Origin of the sequence: Pedobacter cryoconitis (assembly GCF_001590605.1) — a bacterium.
GTDB lineage: Bacteria > Bacteroidota > Bacteroidia > Sphingobacteriales > Sphingobacteriaceae > Pedobacter > Pedobacter cryoconitis_A.
In genome coordinates, this window is sequence record NZ_CP014504.1 from 4,227,124 (window position 1) to 4,247,383 (window position 20,260).

Here is a 20,260-nt window from a genome sequence, read left to right on the forward strand (position 1 = left end):
GGTGAACTTTCAAAGGTAAGTAAAAAAAGTACATACCACCAAACTAAAAATGCCCAATGAGCTGATCATCGGGCATTTACGCAAATTAATAAGTCTATTTACAGGTTTAAATACCTTTAAAAGCTATTTATCAGGAACAAAATTCATTGAAATGGAGTTCACGCAGTTTCTTGTGTTTTTTGCAGTAAATCCTTCTCCCATGAACACGTGTCCAAGGTGTGCTTTACAATTTGCACATACAATTTCGGTACGTGATCCATCTGCATCAGGAATCCTGATTACAGCACCTTTGATCTCGTCATCAAAGCTCGGCCACCCACAAGAAGATTCAAATTTTGATTCAGAACGGTAAAGAGGTGCATCACAGCGTTTGCAAGTATAGGTACCTTTTGCCGTGTTTTTTAAAAGCGTCCCTGTCCCCGGATATTCTGTGCCTTTATGCACAATTACATCTTCTTCTTCTGCGGTTAATTTATTCCATTCCATTTTTCCGTTGGTTTTTGAAGGTGATTCTTTTTGTTGTTTCTGCGCACAGGCCATTAAACTGCAAATGCAGACAAGCCCGGCTACTAATATCGATTTACTGATGATCGTTTTCATACTTTATATACGTTTAACGGCCTGCTTCAGTTTTTAGCACAAAAATAATGCAAGCTGACAAATACGTGATAAAAAAAAGAGGCTCGTTTTACACTGCCCCCAAAAAGTTAGACACTATTTGGGGGCATTTTTATGGCTAAATACAGAAAACACGAATCGGCTTTTAAACTGAAGCTTGTTAACGCTCATCAGCGTGGGGCTTCGATTCATACATTATCGACTAAATGGACAGTATCCACGTCCCAAATCAGAAAATGGATTGATCATTATAAAACAGCAGGCCTCTCAGGGTTATTGAGAAAATCCAATCAAGAATACAGTAAGGAATTTAAGTTAAAGGTTATTCAATCGTATCTGGAGAAAGGATTATCTTTGCGGGACTGCTGTCTACATTATCAGATTCCTTCTATTGGAATAGTAAGCTCCTGGGTAAAAATACATAAGCACTTGGGTGATGACGGCTTAACTGCTCAACAGAAAGGCCGTAAAATTATGAAAGGAAATAAGCCTCAGAAAAAAACCGAAAAGGCATTAACCAGGCTGGAAGAGCTTGAAAAGGAGAATCTATATTTAAAAGCGGAGAATGAATTGCTAAAAAAGCTCGAAGCCTTAACTCAGAAAAAAGAAGCCCCGCAAAAGAAGCAGCGTTAGCCATTGAAGAGTTAAGGCATAAATATCCACTAGCACTATTACTGGATATATTTAAAATGGCCAGGAGCAGTTTCTATTACCACTTAAAAACCAAATCAATATTGAGAAAGCATGATACTGCCCAAGATCAAATTAAAAAGATCTATCATCGTCACAAAGGAAGGTATGGTTATAGAAGGATCACTTTAGAAATGAAAAATAAGGGGTGCATTATCAATCATAAAACAGTCTCAAAATTGATGGGTAGGCTAGAGCTGAAATCACTGATTAGAAGAAAGAAATATAGATCTTATAAGGGTGAGGTAGGTAAAATCGCACCCAATTTATTGAATCGCAATTTCTCATCATCACAGCCTTGTCAAAAGTGGGCAACTGATATTACAGAGTTCAAGGTAGGTGATAAAAAACTATACTTATCTCCGATTATAGAGTTATTTAATGGGGAAATTATTAGCTATAACTTATCTGAATCTCCAAATTTTGAGCAGGTATCACTGATGATGAAAGATGCATTTAAAAAAATTGATAGCAACACAAATCTGATTTTACACTCAGATCAGGGATGGCAATACCAGATGAAAAAATATCAGCAAATGTTGAAGAAGAAAGGCATTAGACAGAGTATGTCCAGAAAAGGTAACTGCCTGGATAATGCTGTTATTGAAAACTTTTTTGGCATCATAAAATCTGAACTTTTCTATCTCAAAAAGTATAACAAGATAAATGATCTTAAACAAGATATTGAAGAATACATTGAATATTATAATAACGATCGAATAAAACTCAATCTAAAAGGAATGAGCCCGATAAAATATCGAGCTCATTATATTAATAACTAATTTTTAACTTTGTCCAACTTTTTGGGGTCAGTTCATTTTGACACGAACCTCTTTCATATTAATTTTAGAAGGATTATTTCTTCAGTAATTCTGCCATAGCTTCACCGATTTCAGCAGGACTTTCTACTACACGGATTCCACATTCTGCCATAATTTTCATTTTAGCAGCAGCAGTATCATCAACACCACCAACGATAGCACCAGCATGGCCCATTTTACGTCCCGCAGGAGCAGTTTGGCCAGCGATAAATCCTACTACTGGTTTTGTACCATGTTCTTTGATCCAAAGCGCAGCTTCAGCTTCCATACCACCACCAATTTCACCGATCATGATGATACCTTCAGTTTCAGGATCATTCATTAACAATTCAACAGCTTCTTTAGTCGTTGTACCGATAATCGGATCTCCACCAATACCGATTGCTGTAGTGATCCCTAAACCTGCTTTCACTACCTGGTCAACTGCTTCATAAGTTAATGTTCCTGATTTAGAAACAACACCTACTGTACCTTTTTTGAAGATAAAACCTGGCATGATACCAACTTTAGCTTCATCAGCAGTAATAACACCCGGGCAGTTAGGACCGATTAAACGGCAATCTCTTCCAGTAATATATTCTTTAACCTGAATCATATCCTTTGTAGGGATACCTTCAGTAATACATACAATAACTTTTATTCCAGCTTCAGCAGCTTCCATAATGGCATCTGCAGCAAATGCAGGTGGAACAAAAATAATAGATACATTAGCTCCAGCTTGATCAACCGCATCTTTAACCGTGTTAAAAACCGGTCTGTCTAAATGAGTTTGTCCGCCTTTACCAGGTGTAACCCCGCCAACTACGTCAGTTCCGTATTCTATCATTTGTGAAGCATGGTAAGTACCTTCATTTCCGGTAAAACCTTGTACAATTACTTTTGAATCTTTATTTACTAAAACACTCATGTATCTATAATTTTTTATGCAAATCTAAGATTATTGAATGGAATGGCAAATGCATTTGGAATTATAATGAAAAGAAAGTGTTGGGGAGAGTGCGTGGGAGGGGAAACAATAAAAACCGACAACATATTTTCCGCCTTACGTTCCCCGAAGAGGGGATCCGAGGCCGGGAAACACGTTATCGGTTTTTTATTGTTTTTCTCACTTAACTGTAGGGGGAAGTTGGATTGTTGTTGCAAAAATAATTTAGTTAACTGGTTAGTTGATTAATTAAGACAGACTTGTTGGATTGCTTTCAGGATTGCTATTAGCGTTACTCGTCCGATCGTTTCTTACCCGCTAGAAATAACTTTTTCCCAATTCTGGTTCCACAAAAAACATCTTTTATATTCCTTTAATCATAAAATACTTTGTCTTTATGCCTGTTTACGGGCATTCAGGTGTGTTTCTGGACTATTCAGGTACTGGTCTGCATTGTTTTAACGCTGATTTTAAGTTGGTTACTGGCTATATTCTCCAGCAGTTTGAAGCGGGTTTGATACGGGTTTGAAGCGGGTTTGATACGGGTCGAGGCGTTTCAAACCCGTATCAAACCCGTATCAAACCCGTATCAAACTGCAACCAGACTCTACCAGTCACCTTGTTAAAAGGTAATTGTTTTACAATCAAACTAACTGTCTGTCAGGCTAGTACACAAACCAACTATGTATCTGAAAATAAGGCCTATAGTAATATTTATTAAACAAAATCAGGCTTCTTTATTAAATAATAACATGGCACCAAACAGTAACACCAACAAAGAATGGAGCGCCGTAAGGGTTAGACAATCACTATCCGTTGGAAAACCTTATTTAGCGATACCAACGGAGTGGAACTGCAAATCGTACAGCTTTTTGTAATACCCATCAAGTTTCAGCAACTCCTGGTGATTACCAATTTCTTTAATCTCTCCTTTATCAAGCACGATAATCTGATCTGCTTTTTGTATCGTTGATAAACGGTGTGCAATTACGATGGAAGTACGGCCTTTCATCAGTTTATCAATTGCAGTCTGAATTAGCATTTCGGTTTCTGTATCTACGGATGAAGTGGCTTCATCGAGCACAAGAATAGAAGGATTATAAACCAATGCCCTGATGAACGAAATCAGCTGTGCTTGTCCGGCAGAAAGTGTGGCCCCGCGCTCCATCACATTGTACTGATAGCCTCCTGGAAGCCTTTCAATGAAGTCATGTGCACCTACTTTCTGAGCAGCATCAACCACTTCATCCATCGTGATGGCAGGATTATTTAAAGTAATATTATTGAAGATCGTATCGGAGAACAGGAAAACATCTTGTAATACAGTAGCGATATTGTTTCTTAAATAGTTTAATTCGTAGTCGTTGATACTTACACCATCAACTTTGATCTCACCTTTCTGGATCTCATAAAAGCGGTTCAGGATATTTATAGTAGACGATTTACCTGCACCGGTTGCGCCAACCATCGCCACAGTCTGCCCTGCTTTTACCTCAAAGGAGATGTTTTTTAAGACATAATTTTCATCGTTATAGGCAAACCAAACTTTATCAAACTTAATATTACCGGCCATTTTCTCTGGCTTGTAAGTCCCGTTGTTTGTGGTCAGTTCTTTGGTATCTAAAACTTTAAATACGCGCTCTGCTCCTACCATTCCCATTTGAAGCGTGTTGAATTTATCCGCAAGCTCGCGGATTGGCCTGAACAGCATACTGATATAGAGGATAAACTCGGCAATTGTACCAGGCGTAACATCAAGGGGTTTGGCTAGAATACTTTTTGCACCATACCAGACTAAAAGGCCAAGTGACATTGCTGAGATAATTTCTACAACCGGGAAAAAGATGGAGTAATACCAGTTGGAGCGAATGTTTGCATCACGGTAACGTGCATTGATTTTCCTGAATTTACGGAATTCCTGGTCTTCTCTTGCAAAGTATTGAATGATAGAAATACCAGTAATATGTTCTTGCAAATAGGTATTTAAATTGGATACTTCAGTCCTGATTTCCTGGAAAGCCGATTTGATAGATTTCTGGAATACAGAAGTCGCCATAATCAAAAGAGGCATGGGTAAAAGCACAATTACCGTTAATTCCCAGTCAGCATAAAACATAACAGCAATAATCGCAATGACCTGCAGAATATCACCGATGATCACAATCAGTCCTTCTGAGAAAATATCAGAGATGGTTTCCAGATCTGAAACGGTACGGGTTATCAATTGTCCTATCGGCGTTTTATCAAAGTATTGCAGCCTGAGTTTAGTGATATGATTGAATACATTGATTCTCAGATCACGGATGGCCGACTGCCCCAGCGTATTGGTCAGCAAGGTATGACTGTACTGAATGACACTTTGTACAACCAGTAAAAAGAGCATCAGCATGGTCATCATCACCAGGCCGCTGTGCTCCCCTTTCAGAATATAATTATCCAGGGTATATTTGATCAGGAAAGGTCTTACTGGTGCAATTAATGCAAGTAGTATCGTTAAAATAACTGACCAGATAAATATGCTGCGGTATGGTTTAACGTACTGAAAAACTCTTCTCAATAAGCCTACGTTTAACGCATCACCTGTAATTTTCGACATAATTAGTTTACAAAAGGATAAATGACATTAACCAGGTAAAGTCCACAGGCAGGTACTGACTGCCCGGCATTACTCCGGTTTTTACTTCCTATAATTTCTTCCAGCTGCGCCAGACTGATTTCTTTTTTTCCAATCAGAATTAAGGTACCTACAATAGCCCGCACCATATTTCTAAGGAAACGATTCGCAGAGATCGTAAATATAAGACCACCATCGATTTCACGAAAGTAAGCCTCGGTAATTTTACAATTATTTGTAGCTGTAGAGGTATTGGATTTACTAAAGCTGGTAAAATCTGTATAGTTCAGGAGTTGGGCAGCAGCAATATTCATGGCTTCGATATCCAGTTTACCTTTGTATAACCAGGAACGGTTCAATTTAAAGGGGTCTTTATGAAAATGAAAATGGTACTCATAAGATCTTGCTGTGGCATCAAAACGTGCGTGTGCAGTTTCTGATACTTTAAAGATTCTTTTAATAGCAATGGGATATGGTAAAAGGGAATTTACACTTCCCACGGCATTCGCAGCTGCTTCTTCTGTTACATTTTGTAAATCTGCATGTGCAAAAAACTTACTGGCATGAACGCCGGCATCTGTCCTGCCACAGCCCAGTGTTTCAACAGGTTGCCTGAAGAAAACGGTTAATGCCCTGTCCAGTTCCTGCTGAACGGTTATTGCGTTTGGCTGCGTCTGCCATCCATGGTAAGCTGTTCCATCGTAGGCTAATTCTATAAAAAAACGTTGTATATTCAATGTAATGCAAAAATACTTTTTTCCGCTTAACAAGACAGTCGTTTAATGTCTTTTAATATATTTGTTGGAAATTATTAAATTGATATGATACAAAGGGTTCAATCCATCTGGTTATTTTTAGCAGCACTTACGTTGTTTTTAGTACTAATTCTTCCTGTTTTAATTATACATGGCGCTCCGGGAGATTTAACATTCCAGATTGGTGGCATTTATGAGAAAGTAAACAATATCAGCCAGAAAACGGAATCCTTTACTGCCCTTTTTGGTGCAACAATCGCTGTCGGCCTGATTTGCCTGGCAAACATTTTCACTTTCAAAAACAGAACCTTACAGAAACGGATTATCTTGCTGACTATAGTTTTAATTCTCGCTTTAGCAGCATGGACTGCAAGTTACGCAATGCAGATTCCCCGGCTTTCAGCAGGATTTACCTTAAGTGCGGGTGCTTATTTACCTGTTCTTTCGCTTATTTTTTGTGCCCTGGCTATCAGAGGTATCAATAAAGATGATCAATTAATACGCTCGGCAGATAGATTGAGATAGTCTTTTTATAAGTTATTTTTTTACTTAAAGGTCAAACAACCTAACCATTAACAATCAAAAAGTTAGACTTATAATTATTATTTGGTTATGTACCAAACAAATACCGAAAATTAAGCTTACCTTTGCGGCTTAATAAATAAAGTTAAAATGATAAACCCATTTAAATTATTGGGGATAAGTGATGACGTTGTTAATGCCGTAAAGGATTTAGGTTTCGAAAATCCAACACCTATTCAGGAGCAAGCTATTCCTGTGCTGTTAGAGGGCAATAATGATTTTGTTGGTTTGGCCCAAACAGGAACAGGAAAAACAGCAGCATTTGGTTTGCCGCTGATTGAACTGATTGACTTCAAGATGAATAAGCCTCAGGCTTTAATTCTATGCCCTACCCGGGAGCTTTGCTTGCAAATTGCCAGCGACATCAAAAATTACTCAAAAAACACGCCTGGTGCTAGTGTTGTTGCCGTTTACGGTGGCGCGAACATTGTGCAGCAATTGCGTGAAATTAGAAACGGTGTACAAGTAGTTGTAGCTACACCGGGTCGTATGTTAGACATTATCGGTCGTAAGGCTATAGATTTCAGTAGTGTGAAATATGTAGTTCTTGATGAGGCTGACGAAATGCTGAACATGGGCTTCCAGGAAGACATTAATGATATCTTGTCTACTACACCTGACGACAAAAAAACCTGGTTGTTTTCAGCTACTATGCCTCCTGAGGTTAGAAGAATAGCTAAAAACTACATGGACAACCCTACTGAGTTGACTATGGGGACCAAAAACACTGGTAACGTAAATATTGAGCATGAGTACTATGTAGTACGTGCCAGAGATAAATATGCTGCCTTAAAACGTATTGTAGATTTCAACCCTGAAATTTTCGCAGTAGTTTTCTGTAAAACCAAAATGGATACACAGGATGTTGCTGAGAACCTGATTAAGGATGGTTACAATGCTGATGCTTTGCATGGTGACTTATCACAACAACAACGTGATAAAGTTATGCAACGCTTCCGTGACCGTAACATGCAGTTATTAATTGCTACAGATGTTGCAGCACGTGGTATCGATGTAAATAACGTAACTCACGTTGTTAACTATTCATTACCTGATGAAATTGAAAGTTATACCCACAGAAGTGGTCGTACAGGAAGAGCTGGTAAATCTGGTATTTCTATCTGTATCATCAACTCTAAGGAAACTGGAAAAATCCGTCAGATTGAAAGAATCATCGGTAAAGCATTTACTAAAGCTGAATTACCTACAGGATTTGATGTTTGCGAAAAACAACTTTTCTCATTGGTTCACAAAGTTCACAACGTTGAAGTAAATGAAGCACAAATTGAGCAGTACATTCCAAGAATCATGGATGAATTTGCTGAATTAAGCAAAGAAGAAGTGATCAAACGTTTTGCATCTTTAGAGTTTAACCGCTTTTTAGAGTATTACAAAAATGCACCTGATTTAAATGCAGCTGCTACTGATGAGCGTGGTGAACGTTCTGAGCGTGGTGCAAGAGGTGCTAGAAACAGTGATTTTACCCGTTTGTTTATCAACGTAGGTTCGGTAGATGAATTTACAAGAGGTGATTTATTATCTTTTGTTTGTAACAATGGTAAAATCAGTGGAAAAAACATTGGTAAAATTGACCTTAAAGGTGTGTATTCATTCTTTGAAGTTGAAAATGCTATTGTTGATTCATTGTTCGCAAATTTCAAAGACATCCAGTTCAATAACAGAAGTGTTAGAATTGAAAAATCTGGCGACGCTCCTGAAGGTGGCGAAAGAAGATCTGGTGGTGGAGAAAGAAGAAGCTATAGCGGTGGTGGCGACAGAAGAAGTTCTGGCGGCGGAGAAAGAAAAAGCTATGGTGGTGGTGAAAGAAAGAGTTATGGCGGTGGCGGTGGCGAAAGAAAAAGCTACGGTGGCGGTAATTCTGGTGGAAGCGGAAGACGTGAAGGTGGAAGCAGTGCTGGAGGTTTCAGAGATTTCTCTGGTAAACCACGCGAAGGTGGAAGCGGAACGGGCGAAAGAAGACGCAGATCTTAATCACAACCCAAATATAAAATTTAGCAGCCCGATTTATCGGGCTGTTTTTTTTTGCGGGGTTTTTCTGGGGGAAATAAAAAAAGCTTTGCTACATGCCGACGGCGCTACTTGCCTGAAGGGGCAAGATAACGCCGTCGGCACGTTAGCATAGACTTTTCTTTATTTCTCACCGGCTACTAGTCAGCCCAAATAAATAACCCCGCTATTCGCAAGAATAGCGGGGTTATTTATTTGGGCTGACTAGTAGCCGAGGCCTTTGTCGTTACCTCTTGGGTCTGCTCCTGTTTCCAAGGTTCCGTCTGATTTAATCAGGATGGCGTCAACACGTCCCATTGGTTCACGTTCTGTGATTTTATAGCCTTTGTATTCTAATTTAATTCTTGTAGCATCATCGATAGCACCTTTTTCCACGAAAACTTCATCTGGCAACCATTGATGGTGAAATCTTGGAGCTGCAACTGCCTGCTGCATGTTTTGCCCGAATGCCAATACATTTAGGATCGTTTGGAAAACTGAAGTGATGATGGTTGATCCGCCGGGTGTACCGACTACCATTCTTAATTTCCCATCTTCTTCAATAATGGTAGGCGTCATTGAGCTCAGCATTCTTTTGCCGGGAACAATAGAATTTGCTTCTCCACCAACTAAACCGTACATGTTTGGAGTACCTGGTTTAACGGAGAAGTCATCCATTTCATTGTTCATGATGAAGCCTCCACCATCCACAATAACAAGCGAGCCATAAGATCCGTTTAAGGTCGTTGTAGCTGATACCGCATTACCTTCATTGTCTACGATGGAATAATGGGTAGTTTGCTCGCTTTCTTTTAAAGGAAGGGTCCCGGGTTTAACCTCGGAACTTGGGGTAGCTTTGTTAAAGTTGATTCCCTTGGTTCTTGAATGGATGTAATTGGCACTTAAAAGGGCAGTCTGAGGGACTTTAAAGAAGTCCGGATCGCCTAAGTAAGTTGCACGGTCTGCATAGGCTCTGCGTTCTACTTCAATCATTAACTGAACTGTAGAATCTCTTTGAAAGCCCCATTTGCTTAAGGGGTAATCACTTACTTGTTTGAGCATTGTAATTAATGCAATACCACCACTGGATGGTGGAGGCATAGAGATTACTGTATAATTTTTGTATTTGCCTGAGACGGTTTTTCTCCATACGGACTGGTACTCTTTTAAGTCTTTTGTGGTGATTACTCCATTGGTGTTTTGCATTGAGGCTACAATTGCAGCTGCCACTGGTCCTTCATAAAAGCCTTTTCTGCCGTTATCTCTGATTAGTTTCAGTGTTTTTGCCAACTGTGGTTGCCTCAATAAGTCACCGGCTTTCCATAAATCATTTTTCACGAAGGCCACTGGTTTCTTGTTGTATTTTAAGAATCTTTCTTTATGACTGTTTAATTCTGAAGCTTGCTGCGCAGTGATCTGGAATCCATTCTGTGCCAGGTCTATGGCAGGCTGAATATCTTTTTTCCAGCTTAATTTACCGTATTTGTTATAGGCCTTTACCATTCCGTCAACAGTCCCGGGAATTCCTGAAGCTAAGGTACCATACAGGCTTTTATCTGTAATTGCGTTACCCTGAGCATCCAGGTACATATCTCTGGAAGCTTTTTCAGGGGCTTTTTCTCTATAATCCAACGCATCTGAATCTCCACCTTTACCCCTGTAAACCAGGAATCCTCCGCCACCAATATTTCCCGCATTCGGATAAACTACAGCCAAAGCGAATTGTACGGCTATTGCTGCGTCAATTGCATTTCCACCACGCTTAATAATCGCAACGCCGACTTTAGAGGCTTCGGGATGCGCTGTAACAACCGCAGCATGTTTGAATTGGTTTAATTCCTGCCCGCTTGCGTTTGCCGTCAGGGAAACTATGAGTCCCAGACAAAGAGGGGCCAGCAGCAGGTTTGATATTGATGTTTTTGATTTCATGGTTAGCATAAATTATAAAAAATCCTGCCGGTGGGCCTTTAGCCTGTTTAAACTGAAACAGGCTCTCCTGCAGGAAAACGTATTAAATTTAAAGAATTATATCGGAATTAAAAGTTAAGGGAGAGCCTGGTCAATACATATCTGCCCAGAAAACCGAATTGAGGAGCCTGGTTAGGGTATACTATACCTGAAGTTCCCTGAGTGCATTCAGTAAAGAATAGTTGATTGTTTAATGAATAGTTGATAAAAAAGAGACAAAAAAAATCCGGACCTGACGGTCCGGATTGAAGTTATTTTATAGTCTGACTTATTTGCCAGTTGGTTTGTCTTATTTGCCAGCTGGTTTATCTTTGATTTGTGAGGCTTTAAGATAAACTTTAGCTCCTTTTTTATTGATGTAATATTTACGGTTTTTTCCGTTGATATAAACATCTGAACCATCTGGTGCAATTTTACCTTTATAAGTTTTGTCGCCTACTTTTGAAACGCCTTTTACCGCTACTTCTGCTGTTTTATTACCAACCGATGAAGCTGTATGTTCGATTTTCTCCCCAACTGTTTTCTTTTTTTCCTGCGCCTGAGTAGAAAGAGAAATTGTACCCACCAATGCCAGGGTTAATAAACCCACTAGATATTTCTTGTTCATATGATATGATTATTTTAAGTTTTCCATTTGTAGTTAACTAGCTTCCCCTTTGGTCGCTGAAAAACACACAAGTATAATCCATATAACAATCTGATAATTATATTGTTTTAATTTAGTTGCTCGGTCAGTAAAGCCATTTCAATTTGCGGAGAATGACGCTCATAGAGTATCGCATATACTGCACGGCAGATTGGCATTTCAACTTTATATTTTTTGTTGACCACATGCATACAGCTTGCTGCATAATAGCCTTCAGCAATCATATTCATCTCCAATTGCGCAGATTTAACAGTATAGCCCTTCCCTATCATATTACCGAATGTCCGGTTACGGCTGAATTGAGAATAGGCAGTTACCAGCAGATCACCCAGGTAAGCAGACTCTTTGATATCACGGCTTATAGGATGTACAGCCTCTACAAACCGGTTGATCTCACGAATTGCATTAGAGATCAAAACAGCCTGAAAGTTATCACCGTAGCCTATTCCATGACAAATCCCACTGGCTACTGCATAAATATTTTTCAATACTGCAGCATATTCAGTACCGAAAATATCATCTGATATGTTGGTTTTGATATATCTTGTATTCAATAATTTAGAAAAGCTGCCGGCAGTTTCCAGGTTAATGGATGCTATAGTCAAATAAGATAATTTTTCCAATGCAACTTCTTCTGCATGACATGGCCCGCTGATCACCAGAATATCATCCAAAGGAACATTAAATTTATCATTCATAAACTCACCGATAATCTGGTTTTCATCAGGAACGATTCCTTTGATGGCTGAAACAATCTTTTTACCTGCCAGCATTTCCGGGGTAACCCCACTCAGCGATTCTTTAAGAAAAGCAGCCGGTACATTCAGAATGATATAATCTGCTTGTTTAATAATATGGCAGATATCATTAGAGATATTATCTTCTGGTATTCTAAGCTCAACAGAACTCAGGTATTTTGGATTGTGTTTGTACTGCTTCAGGTGTGCAATTGATGCGGTATCACGCAGCCACCAATAGATCTCTTTTTCGGTAAGATTATCTGAAAGCATTTTTATGACCGCAGTTGCCCAACTACCGCCACCAATCATTGCGACTCTTGGTATCATCATATATAAATAAAAAATCCCGGCTTAATGTTTTAAACCGGGACAAATTACTTAATTTATTGCGAACAGCCTGTCTTACTTCTTCTCAGATTTAGAAACTGACTGATCTTTAACATCTTTTTCTACTTTCATTCCGTCTTTCAATTTGTTCTGAACGGTTGAGTATGGCCCACTTACAATCTCAGTTCCTTCTTTCAATCCGCTTTTAACCTGGATATATTTATCGTCCTGGATACCAGTTGTCACCTCGACTTTTTTCACTTTACCATCAGCATAGGTATATACATATTGTTTAATGGCTTTGTCGTTCAGCTTACTTTTCTGTTTCCCGTCAGCAGGATCTTCCTCTTTGTCTTCTTTACCAACATCTTTTTTAAGGCCTTCTACAAAGACAGCCATGATAGGGACTGATAAACTTTTTACGGAAGAGCTTTCGATATCAACTGTCGCTGATAAACCTGGTCTGAATGGAGATGGAAGATCTTTTGCCCCACCTTTAATTCCTGTATAGGAATCTGCCGAGATACGGACTTTTACTACGAAATTAGTCACCTGATCAACTGTTGTTGTGGCTACGGCAATATCTTTAGAAGAACTGGCTATTTCAGTAACTACACCTTTAAACTTCTTATCATCAAAAGCATCAACCTGAATTGCTGCATTGTCACCCACATTTACCCGGTTAATATCATTTTCATTCACATCAACATTGACCTCCATTGTACTCAGGTTAGAGATTCTCATCAACTCTGTACCAGCAAACTGAGCCGTTCCCAATACCCTGTCCCCAAGTTCTACAGATAATTTAGAGATCACACCGTCAACTGGTGAAAATACAGTAGCTTTTGCCAGGTTGGCACTCGCTTCCTGAACTCCTGCGCCTGTTTGTGCCAGGTTATACTTCGCAGCAATCAAAGATTGCTTTGCACCGTCCAAATTCGTTTTACCCGTCACATAAGCCGCTTTAGCAGCATCAAATTCTGAAACTGAAATCACTTTCTTTTTGAACAATTCTACATTACGCTTGTAGATAGCTTCCTGATTGACAAAATTAGCCTCAGCTTGTTTGAGCTGCTGCGCTGCCGATCCTACAGAAGCTTTCTGTGCGCTAAAAGTTGCACTGGCTCTATCCAAGCCAGATTTCAATACGTCTGGTCTGATTCTAAACAAAAGCTGACCTTTTTTAACGATATCTCCTTCTTTAACACGCAATTCCACAACCTCACCTGATACCTCAGAACTTACTTTAACCTCTGTTTCCGGTTTAATTTTACCACTTGCAGTAACGGTTTCAATGATATTTCTGGTTTTCGCTTTTTCTATCGTAACTTTTTCAGCTTTATCACCGCCTATCAATCCGGTCAATTTACCGGCAATTAATAAGACAATAAGCGCTCCTACGGCGATGAGTATGTATTTTAGTTTCATTTCTATTTTATTTATGGTCTGAGCTTAAAAGGTTATCTGTTTGCCTAAGTAATAATCTATAACTTTTGATTTAAACAGTAAGTCGTATTTTGACTGGATAAAATCAACTTCTGCTTTATTTCTGTTTGTTCTTGAAGTATTGTAATCTAATGAATTTACCAAACCTACTGCATAACGTTGTTCAATTACGTTAAAAGCATCTTTTTGGGCATTAAAAGTATTTTCGTTTGACTTATATCTGCTGTCGGCAGCTCTTAAATCGGCCACTGCCTGAGCAATCACCTTATTCAAATTGTTCTTGGCAAGCTGCTCACTGATTTTACTCGTTTCGTAAGAGATCTTTGCTCTTTTCACATTTGATCTCACGGTATAGCCATTGAAGATTGGAATAGAAAGTGAAAAGCCAACATTCTGATAAAAGTTATTGCTGATCTGGTCATTTAAATGTGAATCGGCAGGAAATCCTACTGTTTTTGTACCCAGTGTGTAAGAATATCTTGATCCAAGGCCAGCACCTACTGCAAGTTTAGGATAATAAGATCCTTTAGCCACATCGACTGCTTTTTCAGCAGCTCTTCTGTTTAATTCTGCCAGTTTAATATCCGGAAAAAATGACAATGAAGTATTGTAAACATCATTCACGTCATAGATTTTTTGCGCTTCTGCGATATCTTTAATCGTTGGCTTAACTACGGTATAATTCTGAGAGTCAGGGCGCATTTCCATTAACTGAGAAAGTGTCAGGTATGAAATAGTTAACTGGTTTTGCGCATTGGTTACATTCAGTTCGGCTGTGGCTGTCTGTGCCTTTGCCTGTGAAATATCTGCCAGCGTTTTATTTCCGGCTTCCAGCAAAGATTGCTCGCGTCTTTGTGTTTCTTGTGCAACCAGCAGTTGTTCTTTGGAAGCTTTTAATAAATCAGTGTTAAATACTACTTGAAAATAAGAAGTTACCACTTGTAAAACAAGATCATTCTTAATTTTGTCCAGGTTACTGTTTCCTGCTTCCAGTAAGATTTTGTTCTGACGGATCTGATTAACCTTACTAAAACCGGCAAATACATCTACCTGCGCACTCAGGCTTCCGTCTCCGGAATAGAAATTCTGTGTAATTAACTGATTCGTTGCAGGGTTCAGACTTCTACCGTAATTCAGCGTATTGTTTATGGCGCCGTTCAAACTTGGATAAAGCGCTGCTTTTGACTGTTCCAGATTTACAGCTGCAGTAGACACATTTAATGATGATTGTTTAATATTCAGGTTATTCTCCAGCATACGATCAATCGCATCCTGAATGGTTAGCGTCTCCTGTGCGTGCAGGTTAGCAGACATACCTATCGTCACCAAACTAAAAGTAACAGCGAAGGTTAATTTTGACAGCATATTTTTAGTAAACATTTTCATTGGTTTTGTATTTTTCTTAAATAAACAACTTATCGATTTTATCAATTTCTTTACAACCATTTGTAATTTCTTACATTTGATCAATGTATCTGGTTAAATCACCTCTTTTATTAAAATGGTATTATCCATCCTTAGTCTGGAACAAAAGCCGGTCTGACAAAGTCGTTTATTTAACCTTTGACGACGGACCTATACCTGTTGTTACAGACTTTGTTTTAAATACTTTAAAAAGCTTCAATTGCAAGGCTACTTTCTTCTGTATTGGTGACAATATAAACAAACATGCCCAAATTTTTGAACAAGTTAAAAGCGAAGGCCATGCGATAGGAAATCACACCTTTAACCACTTAAAAGGCTGGAAAACTGAGGATAACATTTATATTCAGAATTTCGAATCCTGTCAGCAGCTCACCAATACGCATTTGTTTCGTCCGCCTTACGGGAGAATAAAAAAATCTCAGATCAAAGCATTGCGCAAAATTAACCCACAGCTTAATATCATTATGTGGGATGTACTGAGCGGAGACTTTGATGTGAATCTTTCTCCTGAAAAATGTTATGAAAACGTGATCAAAAACACGACGAACGGCTCTATAATCGTATTCCATGACAGCCTGAAAGCATTTGACAGGTTAAAGGTTGCTTTACCGGCCACCTTAAAATTTTTAACCGCTCAAGGTTATAAGTTCCATACGCTTTAATTTTCCTTAGGCTTTACGAAGTTCAGGCCAAAAGCGGAAAAGGGTTAAAAAGACATTCAAACAGCTATTTGAAACTTAGCTGTTCCTATTGTTGTCCATAAATGAACATTATCGTCCGTTAATGGACAGCCTTCAGCGAATGGAGCCAGAGGGAGAAGCATTCATTTTATTTAGAACATGTATAAATAATATAATGAACTTACATAGGTTAGCCTCAGCCTGTTTTTTTTTGTAAATTCGCTACAAATAATTTAAATTATATTACCTTTTAACACATATTATCAATGGCTTTTGATATAGAAATGATCAAAAAGGTGTATGCAAACTTTGGTCCCCGAGTTGAGGCGGCCCGTAAATTAGTAGGCAGACCTTTAACACTCTCAGAAAAAATCTTATATACTCACCTTTGGGATGAAAAAACAAATACTTCTTACGTAAGGGGTACTGATTATGTAGATTTTGCTCCTGACCGTGTAGCTATGCAGGATGCAACTGCCCAAATGGCATTATTGCAGTTTATGCAGGCTGGCAGACCGAAAGTTGCTGTGCCTTCAACGGTACACTGTGATCACTTGATCACTGCAAAATTTGGCGCAGAGCAGGATCTTCCTGCTGCAAATACAGAAAGTAAGGAAGTTTTTGATTTTCTTGCTTCGGTATCCAATAAATATGGTATCGGTTTCTGGAAACCAGGTGCAGGTATTATTCACCAGGTTGTATTGGAAAATTATGCATTTCCAGGTGGAATGATGATCGGAACAGATTCACATACTGTGAATGCTGGCGGTTTAGGTATGGTTGCAATTGGTGTTGGTGGTGCTGATGCTTGTGATGTAATGGCAGGCTTACCATGGGAGCTTAAGTTCCCTAAATTAATTGGTGTAAAGTTAACCGGTAAATTAAGCGGCTGGTCTTCACCTAAAGATGTAATCTTAAAAGTGGCTGGTATCCTGACTGTAAAAGGTGGTACTGGTGCTATTGTTGAATATTTTGGCGAAGGTGCAACGAATATGAGCTGTACTGGTAAAGGTACCATTTGTAATATGGGTGCTGAAATCGGTGCAACGACTTCAACTTTCGGTTATGATGAGAGCATGGAACGTTATTTACGTGCAACCAACAGAGCTGATGTTGCTGATGCTGCCAACGCTGTGAAAGAACACTTAACTGGTGATGCTGAAGTTTATGCTGATCCTGCTAAATATTTTGACCAGGTAATTGAAATTGACTTATCTACACTTGAACCTTATCTGAACGGTCCGTTTACTCCGGATTTAGCGACTCCTATTTCAAAAATGAAAGAGGTTGCTTTAGCTAACGGATGGCCGATGAAAATTGACGTAGGTTTGATCGGATCTTGTACAAACTCTTCTTACGAAGATATTTCAAGAGCGGTAAGTGTAGCAAGACAAGTTGCGGAAAAAGGCTTAACAGCTAAATCTGAATATTGTATTAACCCTGGATCTGAACAAATCCGTTTCACGATACAACGTGATGGATTTATGGAAGTATTCAAACAAATAGGTGCTAAAGTATTTACAAATGCTTGCGGGCCTTGTATTGGAATGTGGGACAGAGTAGGTTCGGAGAAACAAGAGAAAAACACAATCGTTCACTCTTTCAACCGTAACTTCGCTAAACGTGCGGATGGTAACCCGAATACTTTTGCTTTTGTTGGTTCTCCGGAATTGGTAACTGCTTTAGCTATTGCTGGTGACTTAAGCTTCAACCCATTGACAGATACTTTAACCAATGCAAATGGTGAGCAGGTAAAACTGGATGAGCCTACTGGATTTGAATTGCCTCCAAGAGGTTTTGCTGTTGATGACGCAGGTTATCAGGAACCAGCAGCTGATGGAAGCGGTGTTCAGATTTTAGTTTCGCCAACTTCTCACAGGTTGCAATTGCTTGATCCTTTTACTCCATGGGAAGGTAAAGACCTTACAGGTTTAAGATTACTGATCAAAGCGAAAGGAAAATGTACAACTGACCATATTTCTATGGCTGGCCCATGGTTAAAATTCCGTGGTCACCTGGACAATATCTCTAATAACATGCTGATCGGTGCAGTAAATTATTTCAATGATAAAACTGATACCGTTAAAAACTTGTTAACTGGTGAATATGGTCCTGTTCCTGCAACACAACGTGCTTATAAAGCAGATCATATCGGAACTATTGTAGTTGGAGATGAAAACTACGGTGAAGGTTCTTCACGTGAGCATGCGGCCATGGAGCCTCGTCACCTTGGTGTTCGTGCTGTATTGGTTAAATCTTTTGCACGTATCCATGAAACTAACTTGAAAAAACAAGGAATGTTAGGTTTAACATTCGCGAACAAGGAAGATTATGATTTGATCCGTGAGGATGACGTAATTGATATTGTAGGTTTAACAACTTTCACTCCTGATGTACCTTTAACCATTGTGTTAAACCATGCAGATGGCACGAAAGAAGACTTCAAAGTTAACCATAGTTATAATGCGCAGCAGATTGACTGGTTCAAAGCTGGTGGTGCGTTGAATATTATTCGTAAGCAAGTAGCTCAATAATACACTATAACATTATAAAAAAAACCTCCCGTCTTATGGCGGGAGGTTTTTTTTATAATGTTATTTTCCCAGAAATTCCTGCCACCAGTACCCTGATGATTTGATAGTCCTTTGCTGTGTTTTAAAATCATTATGGACTAAACCGAACCTGGCATTAAAGCCCTCTGCCCATTCAAAGTTATCGAGCAGTGTCCAGGCCATATAACCAGTAATGTTGATGCCTTCCTTTTTAGCGCGCAGAACAGCCAGCAGATATAGCCTGAAGTATTCAATTCTTTCGGTGTCATCTATTGCACCTCCTGTTAGCTTATCATTGAAGGCAGCTCCATTTTCTGTAATGACCAGGTTTTTGACCGAAGGATAAGAAGCAAACTGTTTGATTATATTATAAAAGCTATCTCCGTTAATTTCCCAGCCCATGGCGGTATGTGGCTTCTTCCTGTTTTTAGCTTTCACTTCCCACGCTTGTACAACCGGTATAAACGCGTTGTATTTAATCGTCAGCGGAAAATAGTTTTGTAATCCAATAAAATCAAAATCAAATGTCAGACGTTCAGTATGCCGCCAGGTAGAATGTGAAATTGCAAATTTTTCCATGACCTCCCAATCTTGTCCTGGATACCCCATTCCTAATGCAGGCTCTATAAATAACCGGTTCATCAGGCAATCTACCCTGGAGGCTGCCAGAATATCGGCATCACTTTGTGTATAAGGAATGATTTCTGAACAGGAATAGGTAGTTCCGATATTTGCACCGGACACTTCTGCCCTTAAGATCCGTCCTCCATCTGCCTGTGCAATTGCAGTATGATGTACGGCAGAGAAAAAGTTAGTCAACCCTGTTTTTCCTGGTGCATGTACCCCGAGCATATATCCCAAAGAAGTAAAGCCAAAAGGTTCATTTAATACAATCCAGTTTTTCACTTTATCTCCATAAGTTCGTGCACAAAGTGTAACAAAAGCATTAAATGCCGTATTAATGCTAAATGCGGTCCATCCGCCTTCTTCTTCTAAAGCTTCGGGCAGATCCCAGTGGTAAAGTGTGATGTAAGGAGTGATGCCTTGTTCCAGACATTCATCTATTACATTATGGTAGAACCTGATCCCTTCTTCATTAACAATTCCTTTCCCAAATGGAAGCACCCTTGGCCAGGAGATAGAAAACCGGAAGACTGAAAATCCAAGCAATTTAACCAGTGCAATATCTTCATGATAGCGGTGATAAAAATCACAAGCCATTGCCGGACTATGTCCTTTTTTGATTTTACCTGATCTTTTAGCAAAGTTATCCCATATAGACGGTCCTTTCCCATACATGTCTGCAGCGCCTTCAATTTGTAAAGCGGCAGTAGCCACGCCCCACGAAAAATCATCACCGAAATCGGATGCTTTAATCATATGTGAATTCTATAACAGGCAATATGAGAATTTGATGTTAACTTCATGTTATATTTACAGTAAAGTTATCAGCTGATTAATTTT

Annotated in this window: 16 protein-coding genes; 6 read left to right on the forward strand and 10 right to left on the reverse strand. The window is 39.2% G+C overall.

Annotation, left to right across the window (positions count from 1 at the left end; all coding sequences use genetic code 11):
- Positions 1–123: 123 nt before the first annotated feature.
- Positions 124–600 carry a methionine-R-sulfoxide reductase gene (locus tag AY601_RS17565; protein WP_068403410.1) on the reverse strand — a complete coding sequence of 159 codons (477 nt, stop codon included), beginning with the start codon at positions 598–600 and terminating at the stop codon, positions 124–126.
- A gap of 132 nt (positions 601–732) precedes the next feature.
- Here AY601_RS17565 and AY601_RS17570 point away from each other — a divergent pair, with 132 nt between their 5' ends.
- Entirely contained in the window at positions 733–1,251 is a 519-nt protein-coding gene (locus tag AY601_RS17570; RefSeq protein WP_068402976.1) for a helix-turn-helix domain-containing protein, read from the forward strand.
- The gene (locus tag AY601_RS17575; RefSeq protein ID WP_157287972.1) at positions 1,188–2,090 is read left to right on the forward strand and encodes an IS3 family transposase; all 903 of its coding nucleotides are present in this window, start codon (positions 1,188–1,190) and stop codon (positions 2,088–2,090) included. Before AY601_RS17570 ends, AY601_RS17575 begins: the two co-directional genes overlap by 64 nt.
- Before the next feature lie 73 nt (positions 2,091–2,163).
- Here AY601_RS17575 and sucD read toward each other — a convergent pair whose 3' ends face one another.
- The 3 genes from sucD to truA all read right to left on the reverse strand — a co-directional run bounded on the left by sucD (position 2,164) and on the right by truA (position 6,405).
- Complete coding sequence (sucD, locus tag AY601_RS17580) at positions 2,164–3,036, reverse strand: succinate--CoA ligase subunit alpha (protein WP_068403412.1); 873 nt, start codon at positions 3,034–3,036, stop codon at positions 2,164–2,166.
- Between the two features lie 844 nt (positions 3,037–3,880).
- Positions 3,881–5,650: an ABC transporter ATP-binding protein gene (locus tag AY601_RS17585; protein ID WP_068403413.1), complete on the reverse strand. Its 1,770-nt coding sequence runs from the start codon at positions 5,648–5,650 to the stop codon at positions 3,881–3,883.
- Positions 5,651–5,652: 2 nt separating this feature from the next.
- Positions 5,653–6,405, reverse strand: coding sequence for a tRNA pseudouridine(38-40) synthase TruA (gene truA / locus AY601_RS17590; RefSeq protein WP_198163546.1), 753 nt, complete (start codon positions 6,403–6,405; stop codon positions 5,653–5,655).
- Between the two features lie 84 nt (positions 6,406–6,489).
- Between truA and AY601_RS17595 the strand changes: the two genes are divergently transcribed.
- Together AY601_RS17595 and AY601_RS17600 are read left to right on the forward strand one after the other, a co-directional pair.
- Entirely contained in the window at positions 6,490–6,948 is a 459-nt protein-coding gene (locus tag AY601_RS17595; protein ID WP_068403415.1) for a DUF4293 domain-containing protein, read from the forward strand.
- 147 nt (positions 6,949–7,095) lie between these two features.
- Positions 7,096–8,997, forward strand: a complete 1,902-nt coding sequence (locus tag AY601_RS17600) for a DEAD/DEAH box helicase (protein WP_198163547.1) — start codon at positions 7,096–7,098, stop codon at positions 8,995–8,997.
- Between the two features lie 240 nt (positions 8,998–9,237).
- Here AY601_RS17600 and ggt read toward each other — a convergent pair whose 3' ends face one another.
- The 5 genes from ggt to AY601_RS17625 all read right to left on the reverse strand — a co-directional run bounded on the left by ggt (position 9,238) and on the right by AY601_RS17625 (position 15,519).
- On the reverse strand, positions 9,238–10,941 hold the full coding sequence (gene ggt, locus AY601_RS17605) for a gamma-glutamyltransferase (protein WP_068403417.1): 1,704 nt from the start codon (positions 10,939–10,941) through the stop codon (positions 9,238–9,240).
- Positions 10,942–11,269: 328 nt separating this feature from the next.
- Positions 11,270–11,587, reverse strand: a complete 318-nt coding sequence (locus AY601_RS17610) for a hypothetical protein (protein ID WP_068403419.1) — start codon at positions 11,585–11,587, stop codon at positions 11,270–11,272.
- A gap of 107 nt (positions 11,588–11,694) precedes the next feature.
- The gene (locus AY601_RS17615; RefSeq protein WP_198163710.1) at positions 11,695–12,693 is read right to left on the reverse strand and encodes an NAD(P)H-dependent glycerol-3-phosphate dehydrogenase; all 999 of its coding nucleotides are present in this window, start codon (positions 12,691–12,693) and stop codon (positions 11,695–11,697) included.
- A 75-nt stretch (positions 12,694–12,768) separates the two neighbouring features.
- Positions 12,769–14,121, reverse strand: coding sequence for an efflux RND transporter periplasmic adaptor subunit (locus tag AY601_RS17620; protein ID WP_198163548.1), 1,353 nt, complete (start codon positions 14,119–14,121; stop codon positions 12,769–12,771).
- A 24-nt stretch (positions 14,122–14,145) separates the two neighbouring features.
- Positions 14,146–15,519 (reverse strand): TolC family protein, encoded by a 1,374-nt coding sequence (locus AY601_RS17625; RefSeq protein ID WP_232324621.1) that lies wholly within the window; start codon positions 15,517–15,519, stop codon positions 14,146–14,148.
- Between the two features lie 89 nt (positions 15,520–15,608).
- On the opposite strand from AY601_RS17625, the gene AY601_RS17630 reads away from it, so the two are divergent.
- Together AY601_RS17630 and AY601_RS17635 are read left to right on the forward strand one after the other, a co-directional pair.
- On the forward strand, positions 15,609–16,226 hold the full coding sequence (locus AY601_RS17630; protein ID WP_068403425.1) for a polysaccharide deacetylase family protein: 618 nt from the start codon (positions 15,609–15,611) through the stop codon (positions 16,224–16,226).
- 284 nt (positions 16,227–16,510) lie between these two features.
- A complete protein-coding gene (locus tag AY601_RS17635) occupies positions 16,511–18,778 on the forward strand; it encodes an aconitate hydratase (protein WP_068403427.1) in 2,268 nt (755 codons plus the stop codon).
- A 60-nt stretch (positions 18,779–18,838) separates the two neighbouring features.
- Here AY601_RS17635 and AY601_RS17640 read toward each other — a convergent pair whose 3' ends face one another.
- Complete coding sequence (locus AY601_RS17640) at positions 18,839–20,176, reverse strand: GH1 family beta-glucosidase (RefSeq protein WP_068403429.1); 1,338 nt, start codon at positions 20,174–20,176, stop codon at positions 18,839–18,841.
- Positions 20,177–20,260: the final 84 nt, after the last annotated feature.

Bases quoted from the DNA above. Each gene is read 5' to 3' on its own strand.
- AY601_RS17565 (WP_068403410.1), bottom strand. From the start codon at position 600: ATGAAAACGATCATCAGTAAATCGATATTAGTAGCCGGGCTTGTCTGC.
- AY601_RS17570 (WP_068402976.1), top strand. From the start codon at position 733: ATGGCTAAATACAGAAAACACGAATCGGCTTTTAAACTGAAGCTTGTT.
- sucD (WP_068403412.1), bottom strand. From the start codon at position 3,036: ATGAGTGTTTTAGTAAATAAAGATTCAAAAGTAATTGTACAAGGTTTT.
- AY601_RS17585 (WP_068403413.1), bottom strand. From the start codon at position 5,650: ATGTCGAAAATTACAGGTGATGCGTTAAACGTAGGCTTATTGAGAAGA.
- AY601_RS17595 (WP_068403415.1), top strand. From the start codon at position 6,490: ATGATACAAAGGGTTCAATCCATCTGGTTATTTTTAGCAGCACTTACG.
- AY601_RS17600 (WP_198163547.1), top strand. From the start codon at position 7,096: ATGATAAACCCATTTAAATTATTGGGGATAAGTGATGACGTTGTTAAT.
- ggt (WP_068403417.1), bottom strand. From the start codon at position 10,941: ATGAAATCAAAAACATCAATATCAAACCTGCTGCTGGCCCCTCTTTGT.
- AY601_RS17610 (WP_068403419.1), bottom strand. From the start codon at position 11,587: ATGAACAAGAAATATCTAGTGGGTTTATTAACCCTGGCATTGGTGGGT.
- AY601_RS17615 (WP_198163710.1), bottom strand. From the start codon at position 12,693: ATGATACCAAGAGTCGCAATGATTGGTGGCGGTAGTTGGGCAACTGCG.
- AY601_RS17620 (WP_198163548.1), bottom strand. From the start codon at position 14,121: ATGAAACTAAAATACATACTCATCGCCGTAGGAGCGCTTATTGTCTTA.
- AY601_RS17625 (WP_232324621.1), bottom strand. From the start codon at position 15,519: ATGTTTACTAAAAATATGCTGTCAAAATTAACCTTCGCTGTTACTTTT.
- AY601_RS17630 (WP_068403425.1), top strand. From the start codon at position 15,609: ATGTATCTGGTTAAATCACCTCTTTTATTAAAATGGTATTATCCATCC.
- AY601_RS17635 (WP_068403427.1), top strand. From the start codon at position 16,511: ATGGCTTTTGATATAGAAATGATCAAAAAGGTGTATGCAAACTTTGGT.
- AY601_RS17640 (WP_068403429.1), bottom strand. From the start codon at position 20,176: ATGATTAAAGCATCCGATTTCGGTGATGATTTTTCGTGGGGCGTGGCT.